This window comes from Streptomyces sp. NPDC001700, from assembly GCF_053596435.1.
The window spans coordinates 219398-238134 of the sequence record NZ_JBSFGE010000009.1 but is presented as its reverse complement, the minus strand read 5'-3'; the positions used below and the strand labels follow the sequence as shown (position 1 = coordinate 238134).

Here is an 18737-nt window from a genome sequence, read left to right as displayed (position 1 = left end):
GAGAGGGATGTCGATGGTGAAGGACACGGAGTACACCCAGGACACGGAGTACACGCAAGACACGCAGGACACGCGAGACACGGAACAGGACCACGCGCCGGTGACCGCCGTACGCACCCCGCGCACCCTGCACGAGGCGCTGCGCCACGGCGGCGACGCCCTCCCCGCGGCGCTGCGCGAGGCCGACGACGGGCTGCTGCTGAGCGCGCTCGACGCGGGGCTGCCCGCCGACCGGGCCACCCGCGTCGTCGTCGAACTGGTGCGCCGCGCCCCCGAGCGCGGGCCCCGGCTCGCCGACGCGGTCTGCGAGAAGGTGCTGATCGCCCACCTCTACCTCGATCAGCCGGGCGGCGGCGGCCGTCTGCGGGTGCGCAACGCGCTGATGCTGTACGAGGGCCTGGTGCGCCCGTACGCCGACCGGGGCGCCGTCCCCGAGCTGATGACGTGCGTCCTGCCCGGGCTGTGGGCGGCGGGCGACGGCGCGGGGCGCGAGGTGGTGCGCCGTATCGTCGCCACGCGGCAGGTCACCGGCTTCGGCGAGAAGGGTTGGAAGGCGCTGGTCGGCGGCCTGGCCGAGGAGTGCCGGGAGCATGAGAAGTGCCGGGAGCGAGCGGAGGCCGTCTCCCGCAGAGCCCGTCGCCCCGTCTTCCGTCGCGGCGGAGCGGACGACGGCGGCCGTATCGATCTTCAGCCAGGTCAGCTCTGGGTCTCGGCCCTGCTCGGCTTCCTGGCCGTCGCCCTCGTCCTGATCGTCATCCTGACAGCGGTGTAGCGCCGGGTCCTTGGTCACGACTTGTGTCGCGGGTCATCCGCACCGGGCCCGGAGCGGCGAAGATGGAATCATGGGATTCCATGTGGACTCGGAGGCCGGGCGGCTGCGCCGCGTCATTCTGCACCGTCCCGATCTGGAGCTGAAGCGGCTCACCCCCACCAACCGGGACGCGCTCCTCTTCGACGACGTCCTGTGGGTGCGCCGCGCCCGCCAGGAGCACGACGGATTCGCGGACGTGCTGCGCGACCGGGGCGTCGAGGTGCATCTCTTCGGTGACCTGCTGGCCGAGAGCCTGGCCCTGCCCAAGGCGCGGGACCTGGTGCTGGACCGGGTCTTCGACGAGAAGGAGTACGGCCCGCTGGCCACCGACCGGCTCCGCGAGGCCTTCGACGAGCTGACCGCCCCGGAGCTGACCGAGGCGCTGATCGGCGGAATGACGAAGCGCGAGTATCTGGCGCGGTTCCCGGAGCCGGTCTCCATCCGCTTCCACGCCATGGAGCCCGACGACTTCCTGGTGAACCCGCTCCCCAACCACCTCTTCACCCGGGACGCCTCCGCCTGGGTGTACGACGGGGTGGCCATCAACGCGATGCGCTGGCCCGCCCGCTGGCACGAGACGGTGCACTATGAGGCCGTCTACCGCCATCACCCCCTCTTCGCGGACGAGGACTTCCACGTCTGGTCGGAGGGCCAGGCCGCGTACCCCTCGACGATCGAGGGCGGCGACGTGCTCGTGATCGGCAAGGGCGCGGTGCTGATCGGCATGAGCGAGCGGACCACCCCGCAGGCGGTGGAGATGCTGGCGCACCGGCTCTTCGAGGCCGGTTCCGCCCGGACGATCGTGGCGCTCGACATGCCCAAGGGGCGCGCGTTCATGCACCTCGACACGGTGATGACGATGGTCGACGGGGACACCTTCACCCAGTACGCGGGGCTCGGGATGCTCCGCTCGTACACCATCGAGCCGGGCGCGGGCAGCCGGGAGCTGAAGGTCACCGACCATCCGCCGGAGCACATGCACCGGGCCATAGCCGCCGCCCTCGGCCTGGACGCCATCCGGGTGCTCACCGCCACCCAGGACGTGCACGCGGCGGAGCGCGAGCAGTGGGACGACGGCTGCAATGTGCTGGCGGTCGAGCCGGGCGTGGTGGTCGCGTACGAGCGGAACGCGACGACCAACACCTTCCTGCGCAAGCGCGGCATCGAGGTCATCGACATCCCGGGCAGCGAGCTGGGCCGTGGCCGGGGCGGGCCGCGCTGTATGAGCTGCCCCGTCGAGCGGGACGCCGTGTAGCGGTAGCGGTAGCGGGAGAGTCGTCACAAAGGGGTTACCACCGGGCTTCCGCATATATACAGTGCCTCGTATATGCTTCCATGGCTTCAAGTCGCAGTGGTGTGCGCTGCGGCTCTCTCCACCCGCTCGACCGCCGCGATCTAGGAGCCCACCCCATGGCGATTGACCTCACCGGCCGCCACTTCCTCAAGGAGCTGGACTTCACAGCGGAGGAGTTCCGGCACCTGGTCGACCTGTCGGCCGAGCTGAAGGCGGCCAAGCGCGCGGGCACGGAGGCGCCTCGGCTCCAGGGCAGGAACATCGCCCTGATCTTCGAGAAGACCTCCACCCGCACCCGTTGCGCCTTCGAGGTCGCCGCCGCCGACCAGGGCGCCTCGACCACGTACCTCGACCCGACCGGCTCGCAGATCGGCCACAAGGAGTCGGTCAAGGACACGGCGCGGGTGCTCGGCCGGATGTACGACGCGATCGAGTACCGCGGGCACGGCCAGGGCGTCGTCGAGGCGCTGGCCACCCACGCCGGAGTGCCGGTCTACAACGGCCTCACCGACGAGTGGCACCCCACCCAGATGCTCGCCGACATCCTCACCATGGCCGAGCACAGCGAGAAACCGCTGGACCGGATCGCCTACGCCTACCTCGGTGACGCCCGGTACAACATGGGTAACTCCTACCTCGTCACCGGCGCCCTGCTGGGCATGGACGTCCGGATCGTCGCGCCCAAGCTGCTGTGGCCGGACAACACCATCGTGGAGCTGGCGCGCCAGATGGCCGCGGCCTCCGGCGCCCGGATCACGCTCACCGAGGACGTCGAGGACGGCGTGCGCGGCGCGGACTACATCGCCACCGACGTCTGGGTGTCCATGGGCGAGCCGAAGGAGGTGTGGGACGAGCGGATAGCGCTGCTGGGGCCGTACGCGGTGACGATGGACGTGCTGCGCGCCACCGGCAACGACGCCGTGAAGTTCCTGCACTGCCTCCCGGCCTTCCACGACCTGGGCACGGACGTGGGCCGGGAGATCTACGAGCGGCACGGGCTGACCGAGCTGGAGGTCACCGAGGAGGTCTTCGAGTCGGAGCACTCGGTCGTCTTCGACGAGGCGGAGAACCGTATGCACACCATCAAGGCGGTGCTGGTCGCGACGCTCGGCGGGGAGTGACGCTCGGCGGGGCGCAGGGCTCAGTCCTCTGCCGCTTCCGCCGGGGGGAGCGTGAACCAGACGGCCTTGCCGTAGGGGGTGGGGCGGTAGCCGGTGTCCGCGCTGAGGGCCCGGATGAGCAGCAGCCCGCGTCCCCGTTCGGCGAGGCTGTCGGGTCTGGTGGGGCTGTCGGAGCTGTCGGAGCTTTCGGGTCTGTCGGGTCTTGTGGGGCCGCCGGGTGGCGTCGGGTCCTGGTCGTGCACCTCGACCTGCCAGCCGCCGGTCGGCACCAGCTCCACCACCAGCTCTATCGGCTCGTCCCCATCCGTGTGCTGCACCGCGTTGGCGACCAGCTCGGCCGTCAGCAGCTCCGCCGTGTCGCCGTTCACGGGCGCGCCGATGTCCGCCAGCGTGTTGCGGATCAGGGCGCGGGCCAGCGGCACCGCGGCCGTCGTATGCGGCAGTGCGAAGCGCCACGTGGCGGCGTGCAGGGGTTCGGGCACGTACGGGTTCCAGACGGTCGGTGAGGAGCGGAAATACCGCAGCCCTTGACGGTATGAAGCGGACGATAGTGCCGGAAGGGACCACGGACCACTCTTGGGAGGACTTTCGCCCTATCGCGCCCTCGTGACGACAGTCACAGGACGGTGATAACTTCGAAGAGCCAGCTGACGTACGGCTGAAGGAGGCCATGGCCCCCATGAGTCCGTTCACCGGTTCCGCGCCCCGCACCAGCAGCGAGGACTGGCGGCATCTGCGCCTCACCCTCGACGAGGGCGTCGCCACCGTCACCCTCGCCCGCCCCGAGAAGCTCAACGCGCTCACCTTCGGCGCCTACGCCGATCTGCGCGATCTCCTGGCCGAGCTGGCCCGCGACGGCTCCGTACGCGCCCTCGTGCTCGGCGGCGAGGGCCGCGGCTTCTGCTCCGGCGGCGACGTCGACGAGATCATCGGCGCCACCCTCGCCATGGACACCCGTCAGCTGCTCGACTTCAACCGGATGACCGGGCAGGTGGTCCGCGCGCTGCGGGAGTGCCCCTTCCCGGTGGTGGCCGCCGTGCACGGCGCCGCCGCGGGCGCGGGTGCCGTCCTCGCCCTCGCCGCCGACTTCCGGGTCGCCGACCCCTCCGCCCGCTTCTCGTTCCTCTTCACCAAGGTCGGGCTCTCCGGCGGCGACATGGGCGCCGCCTATCTGCTGCCCCGCGTGGTGGGGCTCGGCCACGCCACCCGGCTGCTGATGCTCGGCGAACCGGTGCGCGCCCCCGAAGCCGAGCGCATCGGCCTGATCAGCACGCTGGCCGACGAGGGACAGGCGGGGAACGAGGCGGCGGCGCTCGCCCGGCGGCTGGCCGACGGGCCCTCCCTCGCCCTCGCCCAGACCAAGGCGCTGCTCACCGCCGAACTCGACATGCCGCTGTCCGCCGCGATCGAGATGGACGCGTCGACGCAGGCGCTGCTGATGACCGGCGCGGACTACGCCGACTTCCACGCCGCGTTCACCGCCCGCCGCGCCCCGCGCTGGCAGGGCCGATGACCACCCGTGAACCCACCCGGCCCCTCCGCGTCGCCGTCGTCGGCGGCGGCCCCGGCGGCCTCTACGCGGCGGCCCTGCTCGCCCGCCTCGACCCGCGGCGCGAGATCACCGTCTGGGAGCGGGGCGGCCCCGACGAGACGTTCGGCTTCGGCGTCGTCCTCTCCGACGAGACCCTCGGCGGCATCGAACACGCCGACCCGGCCGTCTACGCCGCCCTCCGCGAGGAGTTCGTCCGCTGGGACGACATCGACGTGGCCCACCGAGGCCATGCCCTCACCTCCGGCGGCCACGGCTTCGCCGCCCTCGGCCGCCGCCGTCTGCTGCGCATCCTCCACGAACGCTGCCAGGCCCTCGGCGTACGGCTCCGGTTCCGCACCCCGGCGCCGCCCGCCGAGCAGCTGTCCCGTACGTACGACCTGGTCATCGCGGCCGACGGGGCGGGCAGCGCCACCCGCCAGGCCTTCGCCGACGCGTTCCGCCCCCGCGTCACCACCCACCGCTGCCGCTACATCTGGCTCGCCGCCGACATCGCCTTCGACGCCTTCCGCTTCGAGATCGCCGAGACCGAGCACGGCGTCATGCAGCTGCACGGCTATCCGTATGAGCCGGGCGCCAGCACCGTCATCATCGAGACGCGCGAAGAGGTGTGGCGGCGGGCCGGGCTCGACCAGTGCACCGAGCGCGAGTCCACCGAGCGCTGCGCGAAGCTGTTCACCGACGCCCTCGGCGGCCACCCGCTGCGCGGCAATCACTCCCAGTGGACCGCGTTCCGTACGGTCGTCAACGAGCGCTGGTCACACGGCAATACGGTCCTCATCGGCGACGCCGCGCACACCGCCCACTTCTCCATCGGCTCCGGCACCAAACTCGCCGTCGAGGACGCCCTCGCCCTCGCCGCCTGCCTCGAAGAGCACCCCGTCCTCGCCGACGCGCTCGCCGCGTACGAGGCGGAGCGGCGCCCGGTCGTCGCCTCCACCCAGCGGGCCGCCCGCGCCAGCCTGGAGTGGTTCGAGAGCCTGGAGCTGTATCTGGACCAGCCGCCCCGGCAGTTCGCCTTCAACCTCCTCACCCGCAGCCGCCGCGTCACCCACGACAACCTGCGGCTGCGCGACGCGGAGTTCGTCGAGGCGGTGGAGCGCGAGGCCGCCGTCCCGGCCGCCACTCCGCCCATGTTCACCCCCTTCCGCCTCCGTGGTCTCACCCTCCGCAACCGCGTCGTCGTGTCCCCCATGGACATGTACTCCGCCGCCCAGGACGGCACCCCCGACGACTTCCACCTCGTCCACCTCGGAGGCAGGGCGCTCGGCGGGGCCGGTCTGGTGATGACGGAGATGGTCTGCGTGAGCCCGGAGGGCCGTATCACCCCCGGCTGCACCGGCCTCTACGACGACGCCCACGAGACCGCCTGGCGCCGCGTCACCGACTTCGCGCACGCGCGGTCCCCGGGCGTGGCCGTCGGCGTCCAGCTCGGCCACAGCGGGCGCAAGGGCTCCACCCGGCTCATGTGGGAGGGCATCGACGCGCCCCTCCCGCACGGCAACTGGCCCCTCGTCGCCCCCTCGCCCCTCCCGTACCGCCCCGGCGTCAACCAGACCCCGCGCGCCCTCGACGCCGCCGGGCTCGCCGCCGTCCGCGACCAGTTCGTCCGCGCCGCCGAGCGCGCCGCCCGCGCGGGCTTCGACCTGCTCGAACTCCACTGCGCGCACGGCTACTTGCTCTCCAGCTTCCTCTCCCCGCTCACCAACCACCGCACCGACGCCTACGGCGGCTCTCTCGACGCCCGCCTCCGCTACCCCCTGGAGGTCTTCGACGCCGTCCGCGCCGTCTGGCCCGGCGACCGCCCCATGACGGTCCGTATCTCCGCCACCGACTGGGCCGACGGCGGCACCACGGCGGACGACGCGGTCGCCATCGCCGCCGCCTTCACCGCCCGTGGCGCCGACGCCATCGACGTCTCCACCGGCCAGGTCGTCCCCGACGAGGCCCCCGACTATGGCCGCTCCTACCAGACCCCGTACGCCGACCGCATCCGCAACGAACTCGGCGTCCCCGTCGTCGCGGTCGGCGCCATCTCCTCCTGGGACGACGTCAACTCCCTGATCCTGGCGGGCCGCGCCGACCTCTGCGCCCTCGCCCGCCCGCACCTGTACGACCCCCACTGGACCCTGCACGCCGCCGCCGACCAGAACTACACCGGCCCCGCCGCCCCCTGGCCCCTCCCGTACCAGGCGGGCAGCCGCACACCCCCGACCGGCCGTACGGACGCCCCGAGGCCCCGGCTCGCGCTCTAGAGCGGCCCGAGCAGGGCGGTGGTCAGTCCGCACAGCGCCGTGATCAGATCCCGGCCCAGCGCGCGCCAGGAATCCGCCGCATCGGCGGGGTCGATACGGCCGTTCGCCAGGTCGTACTCCTGCTCCGCGAAGGCGTGCGACGAGAGCTGGCGCACCATGGTGGCGTGCCGGTCGTAGAGGTCCGGGCGGACGCCGTCCCGGCGGATGGCGCCGATCTCGTCCAGGAGGCGGAGGGACGGGGTGTCCAGATGCTCGCGCACGACGTAGTCCCGGAGCGCGGGTTCGACCAGGGCCTGGGCGAAGAAGCGCGCGCACCAGGTGGGGGTGCCCGCCTCGATGTACGTCTCGACGTTCGGCAGGATCAGGCAGCGGTAGTGCGCCTCCACCGACACCGTCTCCTGCCCGCGCAGCGCCTCCACCATGGCGAAGCGGTGCTTCTCGACGAGAGCGGTGCGGCTCGACAGGATCGTCCTGATGAGCCCGTCACGGCTCTCGAAGTGGTACTGCACGGCGGAGTTGTTGCGCTGCCCGGCTGCCTCGCTGATCTGCCTGACCGAGACGTTGGCGAAGCCGTGCTCGGCGTAGAGCCGCTCGGCGGTGCGCATGAGCTTGTCCCGCGCGAGCACCGAGCGTGCGGACGGCGGGGCAGCCGGGCCGGTAAGCGTCATCGTGTCCGCGGGATCATTCCGTCAGGCTGATGGCCCCGGTCGGGCACACCGAGGCGGCCTCGCGGACGGCTTCGTGGAGTTCCGGCGGCGGAGCGCCGTCCAGCACCATCACGATTCCGTCCTCCTCCCGCTGGTCGAAGACCTGGTCGGCCCTGAGCGCGCACATCCCGCTGCCGCAGCAGAGCCCCTCGTCAGCAGTGACCTTCATGCTACCTTCCTCGCCGTTCGTCACCAGGTGATCCACATGTCCTCGAACCCGCCCGCGGCGACCCCCTCGCGGATGCGCAGCGTCTCCGGAGCGTCCCGCAGCCGCAGCTCGGGCAGCCGCCTGACGAACGTTCCCAGCACCACCTGGAGTTCCACCCGGGCGAGCGTCTGGCCGACGCAGAAGTGCGGTCCCGCGCCGAAGGCGAGGTGCTGGGCGTTGTTCTCGCGGCGCGGATCGAACCGGTCGGGCTCGGGGAACTTGCGCTCGTCCCGGTTGGCCGCGTGCAGATTGACGAACAGCGTGCTCCCGGCGTCCACCGGCTCCCCGCCGACCTCCGTGTCCTCGGTGATGAACCGGGGAATGCCCACCCCGCCGTTCGCGTCCATCCGCAGGGCTTCCTCCACCACACCCGGCACCAGCCCGGGGTCGGCGAGCACCGCTTCGTAGCGCTCCCGCTCCGACAGCAGCATCGCCGTCATCTTCAGGATCATGTTCGACGTCGTCTCGTGCCCCGCCAGCAGGAGGCCGACCGCGGTGGAGATCAGCTCGTCGTGGCTGAGCCGCCCGTCCTCGCTGTCGGAGATCTGCGTCAGCTCACTGAGCAGGTCGTCGCCCGGCTCCGCCCGTTTGCGCTCGACCAGCTCCGACGCGTACGCGTGGAAGTCCCGCTGCGCTTCGTCCACTTCGGCCTGGGTGTACCGCGTCAGCGTCAGCAGGACCTCCGACCAGCGCGCGAACCGGTCCTGGTCCTCGCTCGGCGCGCCCAGCAGCGCGCAGATGACCTGGACCGGCAGCGGAAGCGCCAGCGCCGCGCGCAGATCCGCGGGCGACCCCTTGGCCACCAGGTCGTCCACCAGCGCGTCGGCCATCTCCTGCACGCGCGGCCGCCACGCCTCCATCTTCTTCACCGTGAACGCCCGGCTGATCAGCCGCCGCCACCGCCGGTGCCCCGGCCCCTCCTTGTTGTCCACCTGCCCCGGCGAGGGACGGCTGAACATCCCGCCGTCCTCGGTGGTCGACATGCGCGCCGCGCCCTTCCGGTCGAGGTTCCGGCTGAACCGCTGATCGGTCAGCAGCCCCCGCACCTCGTCGTACCCGGTCAGCAGCCCGACCACATCCCCACTCGGCATCCGCACATGCGCCACGGGACACCCGGCCCGCGTCTCGGCCCACTCCCGTGGGGGCTCCAGCACGTTCGGCTGCTCGAAGGGGTAGTCAGGAATGGCTTCGGTCATGGGGGGACTCCTCCGGTGTCGGGGACCTCCAAGCACCGTAAGACGAGCGTCTTATTAAATCAACGGACTTAGCGAATTGCGTCGCTCGTCCCGCGCAGCGCCGCCTCGGCGTACTCCGCGCCCGGGGTGCGCAACCGCTCGTGCAGCGCCGTGAAGACCTCGGCGGCTCGGGCGCCGGGCCAGTCGGGCGGGAGCAGCGACGGGGGCAGGCCGGGGTCGGCGTAGGGGAGGTGGCGCCAGGAGTCGAGGGCCAGGAGGTAGTCGCGGTAGGCGGCTTCGGGGGTGGGGGTGTGGTCGGTCCAGTGGGTGAGGACGGGGGCGTGAGCGGTGAGGAACGCGTGGTGGAGGGCGGCGAGTTCGTCCAGGTCCCACCAGCGGCTCACCGCCTCGGCGGTGGGGGTGAAGCCCGCGTGGTCGCCGCGGAAGAGGTCGACGTAGGAGGCGAGGCCGAGGCGTTCCAGGGTGTGGCGGGTCTCGTCGTAGAGACGGTCCGGGGCGATCCAGACGCCGGGGGCGGCGGTGCCGAAGCCGAGGCGGGAGAGGCGGGAGCGGAGCAAGTGGCGCTTGTTGCGCTCCTGTTCGGGGACGGAGAAGACGGCGAGCAGCCAGCGGTCGGGCCCGGCGGCGGGGCGGGGGTAGATGCGGTGGTCGCCGTCGTCCAGGAGCTGGCGGGCGTCGGCGGACAGGGCGTACCCGGCGGCGCCGGTGGCCGTGCGGTCGGCGACCAGCAGGCCGCGCCGCTTGAGGCGGGAGACGGCGGAGCGCACCGAGGGCGGGTCGACACCGACCGCGCCGAGCAGCCGGATGAGGGCGGCGACGGGCACCGGCTCGGCCGGGCGGCCGGGAGCGCCGCGCCCGTAGGCGCCGTAGTGGGTGACGATGAGGGAGCGCGGGGTGTGCTGGCCGTTCACGGGGTCACTTTAGGGCGGTCAGTGCGGGGCGCCGTCGCGGAGGCGGTAGCGCTGGAGCTTGCCGGTGGCGGTGCGGGGGAGTTCGTCGAGGAAGACGAAGCGGCGCGGGCACTTGTAGGGGGTGAGTTCGGCGGTGGTGTGGGTCTTGAGCGCGCCTATGGTCTCCTCGGTGCGCGGGACCCCCGTACGCAGCACCACATGGGCGACGACGATCGTGCCGCGCTCCGCGTCCGGCGCTCCGGTGACCGCGGCTTCGGCCACGTCGGGGTGGCGCAGCAGGGCGTCCTCGACCTCGGGTCCGGCGATGTTGTACCCGGACGAGATGATCATGTCGTCGGCGCGGGCCACGTAGCGGAAGTAGCCGTCCGGGTCGCGGATATAGGTGTCGCCGGTGAGGTTCCAGCCGTCGCGTACGTAGTCGCGCTGGCGCTCGTCCGACAGGTAGCGGCAGCCGGTCGGGCCGCGCACGGCGAGCAGGCCCGGTTCGCCGTCGGGGACGGGCCGGAGGTCGGCGTCGACCACCCGCGCCTCGTAGCCGGGCACCGGAACGCCCGTCGTCCCCGGGCGGATCGCGTCGTCGGCGGCGGACAGGAAGATGTGGAGCAGCTCGGTGGCGCCGATGCCGTTGATGACGCGCAGCCCGGTGGCCTGGTGCCAGTCGTGCCAGGTGGTGGCGGGCAGGTTCTCCCCGGCGGAGACGCAGCGGCGCAGCGAGGAGACGTCGTACGCGCCGGGTTCGGCCCGCAGCCGGTGCAGCATCGCCCGGTAGGCGGTCGGCGCGGTGAACAGCACGGACACCCGGTGCCGTGCGATGTCGCCGAGCAGCCGCTCCGGTCCGCCGCCGCCCCGGTCGGTCAGCAGCGCCGACGCCCCGGCGCGCAGCGGGAAGACGACGAGACCGCCGAGGCCGAAGGTGAAGCCGAGCGGCGGGCTGCCCGCGAACACGTCGTCGGGGGTGGGCCGCAGCACCTGCGCCGAGAAGGTGTCGGCGATGGCGAGGACGTCGCGGTGGAAGTGCATACAGCCCTTGGGGCGCCCGGTGGTTCCCGAGGTGAAGGCGATGAGGGCGACGTCGTCGGCGGAGGTCGGCACGGCCTCGTACGAGGCGGGCGCGGCGGCCGCGAGCCGCAGCAGGTCGTCGGGCCCGTCGCCGCCGTACGTGACGGTGCGCAGCCCCGGCACCTGAGCCCGGACCAGGTCGTCCGCGCACCGCGCGTCGCACAGCGCGTGCCCGACCCGGGCGATGTCGCAGATGGTGGCCAGTTCGCGGGACCGCTGGGCGGCCAGGACGGTCACCGCGACCGCGCCCGCCTTCATGACGGCGAGCCAGCAGGCGGCCAGCCAGGGGGAGGTGGGGCCGCGCAGCAGCACCCGGTTGCCGGGGACGACGCCGAGCGTGGTGGTGAGGGTGTGCGCGATGCGGTCGACGTGCGCGCGCAGCTGTCCGTACGTCCACACCGCGCCGGAGCCGTCGCGCACGGCGGTCCGCTCCGCGCCGTACCGCTCCACGGTGCGATCCAGTAACTCGGCCCCGCAGTTGAGCCGGTCGGGGCGGCCGGGCCCTGGCAGGTCCAGTAGGAGTCCGGGCCACTGGTCGGCGGGCGGGAGATGGTCGCGGGCGAAGGTGTCGACGTGTGCCGAAGGCCTGAGCTTCATTGAGGATGCGCCCCCCTGCGTGCCCGATCCTGCCTGCCCGATGTGCCTGCCGGATGGCTGTCTGAAGCCGCTTTGTCAGCGTAACGTGATGGTGACGACAGTCAATATCTCGCGATAAGGGTTGTGTTCGAAGGAGGTGCCCGATGCCGTCATTCGCACTCGATCCGGAACAGCGGCGCTGGTGCGCGCGGCTGCGCGCGCTGGCCCGCGACCGGCTGCGCCCCCTCGCCGACGCCGGTACGCCGGGGCGGATCAACCGGCCGTTGACCGAGGCGCTGGGCGAACTCGGCCTGCTGGAGCGGCTGTTCCCGCAGGACGGTCCGGTCCGGGCGCTCGACCTGTGTCTGCTGCGCGAGTCGCTGGCCATGGAGTGCACCGAGGCCGAGACCGCGCTCGCCCTCCAGGGCCTCGGCGCGTACCCCATCGTGCTGTCCGGCGGCGAGAAGCTGTACGAGCGCTGGATGCCCGGCGTCCGGGCGGGCCGCACCGTCACCGCCTTCGCGCTGAGCGAGCCGGACGCCGGGTCGGACGCGGCCGCGCTCAGCCTGCGCGCCGACCGGGACGGGGCCGGGGGCTGGCGGCTGACCGGCGAGAAGTGCTGGATCTCCAACGCGCCCGAGGCCGACGTCACCACCGTCTTCGCCCGCACCACCCCCGGCGCGGGCGCGCGTGGCGTCACCGCCTTCCTGGTCCCCGCCGACCGCCCGGGACTGGGCGGCGAACCCCTGGACATGCTCAGCCCGCACCCCATCGGCCGCCTCGTCTTCGACGGCGTCCCGGTCACGAGCGAGGACGTACTGGGCGTGCCCGACGCGGGCTTCCGCGTCGCCATGCGCACCCTCAACCTGCTGCGGCCGAGCGTGGGCGCGTTCGCCGTCGGCATGGCGCAGGCCGCGCTGGACGCCGCGCTGGCGCACGCCGGAAGCCGCACCGCCTTCGGCGGGCCCCTGAAGGACCTGCAGTCCGTCGCGCACCAGCTCGCCGAGATGGCCACCCGCACCGAGGCCGCCCGGCTGCTGGTGTACGCGGCGGCGGCCGCGTACGACGACGGCGAGCCCGGCATCGCCCGGCGCTCGGCCATGGCCAAGCTGCTGGCCACCGAGACCGCGCAGTACGTCGTGGACGCGGCCGTCCAGATCCACGGCGCCCGCGCGCTGCGCCGTGGACATGTGCTGGAACACCTCTACCGTGAGGTGCGCGCGCCCCGGATCTACGAGGGCGCCACCGAGGTCCAGCGCACGATCATCGCGAAGGAGCTGTACCGATGACCGAACCACTGCACCGGATCAACCCCGCCGAGCTGTCCCCGCCCACCGGATTCAGCCACGCCGTCACCGCGACCGGCGGACGGCTGGTCTTCCTGGCCGGTCAGACCGCGCTGGACGAGGACGGCAAGGTCGTCGGCGACACCCTCCCCGCCCAGTTCCGCCGGGCGCTCGCCAATCTGTTCACCGCGCTGCAGGCGGCGGGCGGCAGCCCCGCCGACCTCGCCCGGCTGACCGTCTACGCCACCGATGTCGCCGAGTACCGCGACCGCGCCCCCGAACTCGGCCGGATCTGGCGCGAGATGGCCGGTCGCGACTATCCGGCGATGGCGGTCATCGGCATCGTCCGGCTGTGGGACGAGGAGGCGCTGGTCGAAGTGGACGGCATCGCGGTGCTGCCGTAGTTCGTGAAGGCGCTCGCAAAGGCGCTTGCTCTGTTATTCCGGAATAACGTAGTCTCCGGTCCATGGCCGACGAGTCTCTGCGCGAGCGGGTCGCCGCACTCGAGGAACGGGTGTCGCGACTGGAGTCCGAAGCGCCGGACACCCCACGGGACGAGGTGTTCTGGGCGCTGGAGGGGCTGCGTCGGCGGATCACGGGACACGGACAGGTGCTGTTCACCGGCGCGGTCGAGCTGCCCACCGGGCAGCGCTACGAATGGCAGCAGGGCGCCACGACCGACGGCCTGCTGGACGCGGACTGGGCCGAACACGCCGCGTCCTACGCCGCGTTGGGCCACCCGGTGCGGCTCACCCTGCTGCGCGCCGTGCTGGGCGGCACCCGCTCCGCGGCCGAGCTGCAGGAGACCGCCGGGCTGAACACGACCGGTCAGCTCTACCACCACCTCAAGCAGCTCACGGCGACCGGCTGGCTCCAGGCCGAGGGGCGCGGCCACTACCAGGTGCCCGCGGGCCGGGTCGTCCCGCTGCTCGTGCTGCTGTCCGCGGTGGTGCCACCAGGCCATCCGACTGACTGACTGACCTGACCTGACTGACCTGACTGACTGACGGGGGAATGACGCGTGAACCGACGTAAATTCATCACCGCGACTGCCGCTGCCACAGGCGCCACGCTGCTGACCGGCACCGCCGCCGCGGCCGACGACACCCTGCCCGCACGGGTGCGGCGCACCCTGGACCAGGCGCTGGCCGCCGGGGCCCCGAGCGCGGTGTGCGGCGTCATCCAGGGCGGACGTACGTACGTGGCGGGCGCGGCCGGAAAGGGGAAGCGGAAGCCGGACGGCCGGACCGTCTTCCAGCTCGGCTCGATCGGCAAGACGCTCACCGCCACCGCCCTCGCCCGCGCCGTCACCGAGGGCGAAACACGCCTCGGCGCCCCGCTCACCCTGCCCGCCCGCTTCCCCATACCCCGCAAGGGCCCCCGCCGGATCACCCTCGCCGACCTGGCGACCCACACCTCCGGCCTGCCCCGGCTGCCACCGAACCTCTCCGACGGCGCGAACCCGTACGACCCGTACGCGCACTACACGCTGGACGACTTGGCCGAGGGCCTGGGCAAGACCACCCTCGCCACCAAACCCGGCACCAAGTACGCCTACTCCAACCTCGGCTTCGGCCTCCTCGGCCAGGCGCTCGCCTTCGACCGCGTGGACGAGATGCTGCGCCACCGGGTGGCCAGGCCGCTGGGCCTGACCGACACCACGACGACCCTGCGGCCGGACATGCTCCTCCGTAAGGCCGTGGGCCACGCCGGGGGCATACCGGTTCCCGACTGGCACGACCACGTGCTCAGCGGGGCGGGCAGCTCCATGTACAGCACGGCCAACGACATGCTGCGCTACCTGGCCGCCCAACTCCGCCCCGAGCGCTCCCCGTTGCGCTCCGCCATCGAACTGACCCAGCGCCCCCACTTCGACACCGGTGAGGGCCTGCGGCTGGGCCTCGCCTGGCACCTCCTCCCACGGCCCGGCGGCCGCACGATGACCCTGCACGACGGCGGCACCGGCGGCTTCACCACCTTCGCGGCGTTCTACCGGGACAGCGGGACGGCCGTAGTGATGATGGTGAACACCTTCAGCCAGGATGCCGACGGCAAGCAGTACCCGATCGGCCCGCTCGCCGGGGAACTGCTCAACGACCTCGACGCCGCCCACTGACCGACTGGACGGGGGCGCCGCGGCGCCCCCGTTCGGCTCGTACGGCGCTCAGATGTCGCGGAAGGTCTCGATCTGCGCGCCGATCGAGTTCAGCCGCTCGGCCAGGTCCTCGTAACCGCGGTTGATCACGTACACGTTGCGCAGTACGGAGGTGCCCGGCGCGGCCATCATGGCCAGGAGGACGACCACGGCGGGGCGGAGGGCGGGCGGGCACATCATCTCGGCGGAGCGCCAGCGGGTGGGGCCCTCGACCAGGACGCGGTGCGGGTCGAGGAGTTTGACGTGGGCGCCGAGGCGGTTCAGCTCCGTCAGATAGATGGCGCGGTTGTCGTAGACCCAGTCGTGGATCAGCGTCGAGCCCTGCGCGGCGGCCGCGATGGCGGCGAAGAAGGGCACGTTGTCGATGTTGACGCCGGGGAACGGCATCGGGTGGATCTTGTCGATGGGAGCCTGGAGCTTGGACGGCCGGACCGTCAGGTCGATCAGCCGGGTACGGCCGTTGTCCGCCGCGTACTCCGGGGTGCGCTCGTGGTCGAGCCCCATCTCCTCAAGGATGGCCAGCTCGATCTCCAGGAACTCGACCGGCACCCGGCGGATCGTCAGCTCCGACTCGGTGACGACGGCGGCGGCGAGCAGGCTCATGGCCTCCACCGGGTCCTCGGAGGGCGCGTAGTCGACGTCGCGGTCGATGTGGGTGACGCCGTGGACGGTGAGCGTCGTGGTGCCCACGCCCTCGACCCTGACGCCCAACTCCTCCAGGAAGAAGCACAGATCCTGGACCATGTAGTTGGAGGAGGCGTTGCGGATGACCGTGACACCGTCGTGGCGGGCGGCCGCGAGCAGGGCGTTCTCGGTGACCGTGTCGCCGCGTTCGGTCAGCACGATGGCGCGGGTCGGGGAGACGGAGCGGTCGACCCGGGCGTGGTACATGCCGTCGGTGGCGGTCACTTCGAGGCCGAACGGGCGCAGCGCGGTCATATGGGGCTGCACGGTGCGGGTGCCGAGGTCGCAGCCGCCCGCGTACGGAATGCGGAAGCGGTCCATCCGGTGCAGGAGGGGGCCGAGGAACATGATGACGCTGCGCGTGCGGCGCGCGGCCTCGGTGTCCATGGAGCCGAGATCCAGCTCGGCGGGCGGCACGATCTCCAGGTCGTTGCCGTCGTTGATCCAGCGGGTGCGGACGCCGATGCTGCCCAGCACTTCGAGGATGCGGTAGACCTCCTCGATCCTGGCGACCCTCCGCAGGGTGGTGCGGCCCGCGTTGAGGAGGGTGGCGCACAGCAGCGCCACGCACGCGTTCTTGCTCGTCTTCACATCGATGGCGCCGGATAGTCGCCGGCCGCCGACCACGCGCAGATGCATCGGGCCCGCGTAGCCGAGGGAGACGATTTCGCTGTCCAGCGCCTCGCCGATACGGGCGATCATCTCAAGGCTGATGTTCTGATTCCCGCGCTCAATGCGGTTGACCGCGCTCTGGCTGGTGCCGAGCGCCTCCGCGAGCTGTGACTGGGTCCAGCCACGGTGCTGTCGGGCGTCACGGATGAGCTTGCCGATGCGGGAGAGGTAGTCGTCAGTCATGAAGAAGAGGCTATCTCAGATATGAGATGTGCATGCGACCGGGGGCGAGAGGAGGTGTGGTGTCTGTCCAGCCGGGTATTGTTCTAGTAGTACGCGAACAATGGAGGTTGTCGTGACCCGAGCCTGGCGGCGCGCGGCCGTCGTCGCTCTGCCCTTTGTGCTGGCCTGGGCCGCTGTGCTGGCCGTCTTCGCCGCGCTGCGCGACCGGCTGCCGGATCGGCTCGCCACGCATTTCGGCCCCGGCGGGCAGGCCGACGGATTCACCGGTCTGGGTGCCTTCCTCCCGGTGGTCACCACCCTTCTGCTGCTCCCCGGCCTCATCGCGGCGGCCCTCGCCCTCCGCTCGCGTACGGCGCTCGGCGCGCAGCGGTGGCTGGTCGCCACGGGGTACGGGACGGCCGCGATGCTCGGCTACGCCCACATCGTGATGCTGGGGGTCAACGCCAGCGCCGCCCGTACCGCCGATGTGGCCTTCCCGCTGTGGCACCTGGCGGTGTCCCTCGCCGTCGCCGGTGCCGTCGGGTGGGTGGGATGGCTGCTGGCGGGCCGGGACGCCGCCCCTGTCGAAGAGCCCGCCGAAGCCGCCGGACCCCGCCTCCCGCTCGCCAAGGGCGAGGCCGCCGTCTGGACACGCAGCGTCGGATCGCCCGTGCTGGCCGTCCTGGGGGCGGGCACCACCCTGCTGGGTGTGGTCCTCGCTGTGGTCACGGACGCGACGGCGGCAGCGGTCCTGATCGCCACCGGGCTGATTTCGGCGGCGCTGTGCCGCTGCCGGGTCACCGTCGACCGCCGCGGCCTCTCCGTCGCGCCATGGTTCGCCCCGCGCCCCCGGCTGCGGATATCGCTGGACCGCGTCAAGGAGGCCACGAGCCGCGACGCCCGCGCCCTCACGCTCGGCGGCTGGGGCTACCGCATCCAGCCGGGCCGCAGCGCCCTGGTGCTGCGCTCGGGCGACGCGCTGTTCCTGCGGCTGGTCACCGGCAAGGAGTTCGTGGTGACGGTGGACGACGCCGCCACCGCGGCCGCCCTGCTCAACACCCTGGTCGAGCGCGGCCGGACCACGACCGGAGCGCGAGGCTGACCATGCTCTTCCGTGTCGACCTCGGCTCCCCGGTCCCGCTGGGGGACCAGATCGCCGCCACCGTCCGTGGCGCGATCGCGGATGGCACCCTCCGCCCCGGCGAGCGCCTCCCCGCCGCCCGCACCCTCGCCGACTCCCTCGGTGTCAACGTCCATACGGTGCTCCGTGGCTACCAGCGCCTCCGCGAGGAAGACCTGATCGACCTCCGCCGTGGCCGCGGCGCCGTGGTCACCGGCGAACAGCCCACCGCCCGCGCCCGGCTCCTGGAGGGCGTCCAGAACCTGGTGGAGGAAGCCCGCGCGCTCGGCCTGTCGGACGAGGAGGTCCTGACCCTGGTCCGCACCCGCCTGGCGGGCGGCTGAGCCGGGTCAGAAGTCCGAGGTGTCCAACTCCAGACCGAACGGCTCGGGGAGCGCGAGGGATGTGCCGAAGGGATGCGGGCCGTCCACCTTGGTGTAGCCGAGGGGGCCGGGTGCGGCGTAGAGCGTGCAGGTGCGCTCCTGCCGGTCGACGAGCAGATACAGCGGAGCGCCGTACTCGGCGTAACGGCGGCGCTTGACGATCCGGTCGGTGTCCCCGTTGGAGTCCGAGGTGATCTCGACGATCAGCAGGGTCTGGTCGGGTACCAGCGCTCCGCCGCCCTTCGCGAGCTCGCGCGGCACGATGGCCAGATCCGGCACGTACCAGTTGCTGCTGCCTGGCAGATCAAGGTTTCCCGAGCCCGCTCTGCAATCGAGCTTGCTCAGCGAAGGGCCGATCTGTTCACGGATCAGATCAGCCGCGTTTTCGTGGTCCCAGCTCGGAGACAACGGTTCGATGACCCCCTCGACGATCTGCACCCGGTCCCCCTGGTGGTGCTGGATCGCATACTTCAGTGCGGTTTCCGGGTCGTCGACCGCATACGAAGCCGAGTACTCATGGGGTTGCACGCTCATCGTTCCTCCACCAGGCGTCGTAATCGCAGCATGACGACTGCGCAAGGTCTATCG

At 72.0% G+C, this 18737-nt stretch carries 19 protein-coding genes; 11 read left to right on the top strand and 8 right to left on the bottom strand.

Annotated elements, in window-relative coordinates; all coding sequences use genetic code 11:
• The first annotated feature begins 13 nt into the window (after nt 1–13).
• The 3 genes from ACWC5C_RS19405 to argF all read left to right on the top strand — a co-directional run bounded on the left by ACWC5C_RS19405 (nt 14) and on the right by argF (nt 3226).
• Entirely contained in the window at nt 14–772 is a 759-nt protein-coding gene (locus ACWC5C_RS19405) for a hypothetical protein (protein ID WP_450876785.1), read from the top strand.
• A 70-nt stretch (nt 773–842) separates the two neighbouring features.
• On the top strand, nt 843–2066 hold the full coding sequence (locus ACWC5C_RS19400; protein ID WP_385440905.1) for an arginine deiminase: 1224 nt from the start codon (nt 843–845) through the stop codon (nt 2064–2066).
• Between the two features lie 155 nt (nt 2067–2221).
• Entirely contained in the window at nt 2222–3226 is a 1005-nt protein-coding gene (argF, locus tag ACWC5C_RS19395) for an ornithine carbamoyltransferase (RefSeq protein ID WP_450876783.1), read from the top strand.
• A gap of 20 nt (nt 3227–3246) precedes the next feature.
• On the opposite strand, the gene ACWC5C_RS19390 is transcribed toward argF, so the two are convergent.
• A complete protein-coding gene (locus ACWC5C_RS19390) occupies nt 3247–3708 on the bottom strand; it encodes an ATP-binding protein (RefSeq protein ID WP_450876781.1) in 462 nt (153 codons plus the stop codon).
• A gap of 197 nt (nt 3709–3905) precedes the next feature.
• Here ACWC5C_RS19390 and ACWC5C_RS19385 point away from each other — a divergent pair, with 197 nt between their 5' ends.
• Together ACWC5C_RS19385 and ACWC5C_RS19380 are read left to right on the top strand one after the other, a co-directional pair.
• Complete coding sequence (locus tag ACWC5C_RS19385; protein WP_450876779.1) at nt 3906–4739, top strand: enoyl-CoA hydratase family protein; 834 nt, start codon at nt 3906–3908, stop codon at nt 4737–4739.
• Entirely contained in the window at nt 4736–7030 is a 2295-nt protein-coding gene (locus tag ACWC5C_RS19380; RefSeq protein ID WP_450876777.1) for a bifunctional salicylyl-CoA 5-hydroxylase/oxidoreductase, read from the top strand. Before ACWC5C_RS19385 ends, ACWC5C_RS19380 begins: the two co-directional genes overlap by 4 nt.
• Here ACWC5C_RS19380 and ACWC5C_RS19375 read toward each other — a convergent pair.
• From ACWC5C_RS19375 to ACWC5C_RS19355, 5 genes are all read right to left on the bottom strand, one after another.
• A complete protein-coding gene (locus tag ACWC5C_RS19375) occupies nt 7027–7698 on the bottom strand; it encodes a TetR/AcrR family transcriptional regulator (RefSeq protein WP_450876775.1) in 672 nt (223 codons plus the stop codon). The two genes, ACWC5C_RS19380 and ACWC5C_RS19375, sit on opposite strands and share 4 nt — an antisense overlap.
• A gap of 13 nt (nt 7699–7711) precedes the next feature.
• The gene (locus ACWC5C_RS19370; protein WP_450876773.1) at nt 7712–7906 is read right to left on the bottom strand and encodes a ferredoxin; all 195 of its coding nucleotides are present in this window, start codon (nt 7904–7906) and stop codon (nt 7712–7714) included.
• A 20-nt stretch (nt 7907–7926) separates the two neighbouring features.
• A complete protein-coding gene (locus tag ACWC5C_RS19365) occupies nt 7927–9141 on the bottom strand; it encodes a cytochrome P450 (RefSeq protein ID WP_450876771.1) in 1215 nt (404 codons plus the stop codon).
• A 68-nt stretch (nt 9142–9209) separates the two neighbouring features.
• Nucleotides 9210–10052, bottom strand: a complete 843-nt coding sequence (locus tag ACWC5C_RS19360; protein ID WP_450876769.1) for a PaaX family transcriptional regulator — start codon at nt 10050–10052, stop codon at nt 9210–9212.
• Between the two features lie 18 nt (nt 10053–10070).
• A complete protein-coding gene (locus ACWC5C_RS19355; RefSeq protein ID WP_450876767.1) occupies nt 10071–11708 on the bottom strand; it encodes an AMP-binding protein in 1638 nt (545 codons plus the stop codon).
• Nucleotides 11709–11851: 143 nt separating this feature from the next.
• Here ACWC5C_RS19355 and ACWC5C_RS19350 point away from each other — a divergent pair, with 143 nt between their 5' ends.
• The 4 genes from ACWC5C_RS19350 (at nt 11852) to ACWC5C_RS19335 (ending at nt 15089) form a co-directional block, all read left to right on the top strand.
• Complete coding sequence (locus ACWC5C_RS19350; protein ID WP_450876765.1) at nt 11852–12976, top strand: acyl-CoA dehydrogenase family protein; 1125 nt, start codon at nt 11852–11854, stop codon at nt 12974–12976.
• Nucleotides 12973–13377 carry a RidA family protein gene (locus ACWC5C_RS19345; RefSeq protein ID WP_450876763.1) on the top strand — a complete coding sequence of 135 codons (405 nt, stop codon included), beginning with the start codon at nt 12973–12975 and terminating at the stop codon, nt 13375–13377. The genes ACWC5C_RS19350 and ACWC5C_RS19345 overlap by 4 nt, the downstream gene beginning before the upstream one ends.
• 62 nt (nt 13378–13439) lie before the next feature.
• Nucleotides 13440–13949, top strand: coding sequence for an ArsR/SmtB family transcription factor (locus ACWC5C_RS19340; protein ID WP_450876761.1), 510 nt, complete (start codon nt 13440–13442; stop codon nt 13947–13949).
• 45 nt (nt 13950–13994) lie between these two features.
• Nucleotides 13995–15089, top strand: coding sequence for a serine hydrolase domain-containing protein (locus ACWC5C_RS19335; protein WP_450876759.1), 1095 nt, complete (start codon nt 13995–13997; stop codon nt 15087–15089).
• A 48-nt stretch (nt 15090–15137) separates the two neighbouring features.
• Here the strand turns inward: ACWC5C_RS19335 and ACWC5C_RS19330 are convergent, their stop codons facing one another.
• Complete coding sequence (locus tag ACWC5C_RS19330; protein WP_450876756.1) at nt 15138–16667, bottom strand: helix-turn-helix domain-containing protein; 1530 nt, start codon at nt 16665–16667, stop codon at nt 15138–15140.
• Nucleotides 16668–16779: 112 nt separating this feature from the next.
• Here ACWC5C_RS19330 and ACWC5C_RS19325 point away from each other — a divergent pair, with 112 nt between their 5' ends.
• Both ACWC5C_RS19325 and ACWC5C_RS19320 read left to right on the top strand, forming a co-directional pair.
• Nucleotides 16780–17748 (top strand): DUF1648 domain-containing protein, encoded by a 969-nt coding sequence (locus ACWC5C_RS19325; protein WP_450876754.1) that lies wholly within the window; start codon nt 16780–16782, stop codon nt 17746–17748.
• Nucleotides 17749–17750: 2 nt separating this feature from the next.
• The gene (locus ACWC5C_RS19320; RefSeq protein WP_385447656.1) at nt 17751–18110 is read left to right on the top strand and encodes a GntR family transcriptional regulator; all 360 of its coding nucleotides are present in this window, start codon (nt 17751–17753) and stop codon (nt 18108–18110) included.
• Nucleotides 18111–18116: 6 nt separating this feature from the next.
• Here ACWC5C_RS19320 and ACWC5C_RS19315 read toward each other — a convergent pair whose 3' ends face one another.
• On the bottom strand, nt 18117–18683 hold the full coding sequence (locus ACWC5C_RS19315; protein ID WP_450876752.1) for a Uma2 family endonuclease: 567 nt from the start codon (nt 18681–18683) through the stop codon (nt 18117–18119).
• Between the last annotated feature and the right edge of the window lie 54 nt (nt 18684–18737).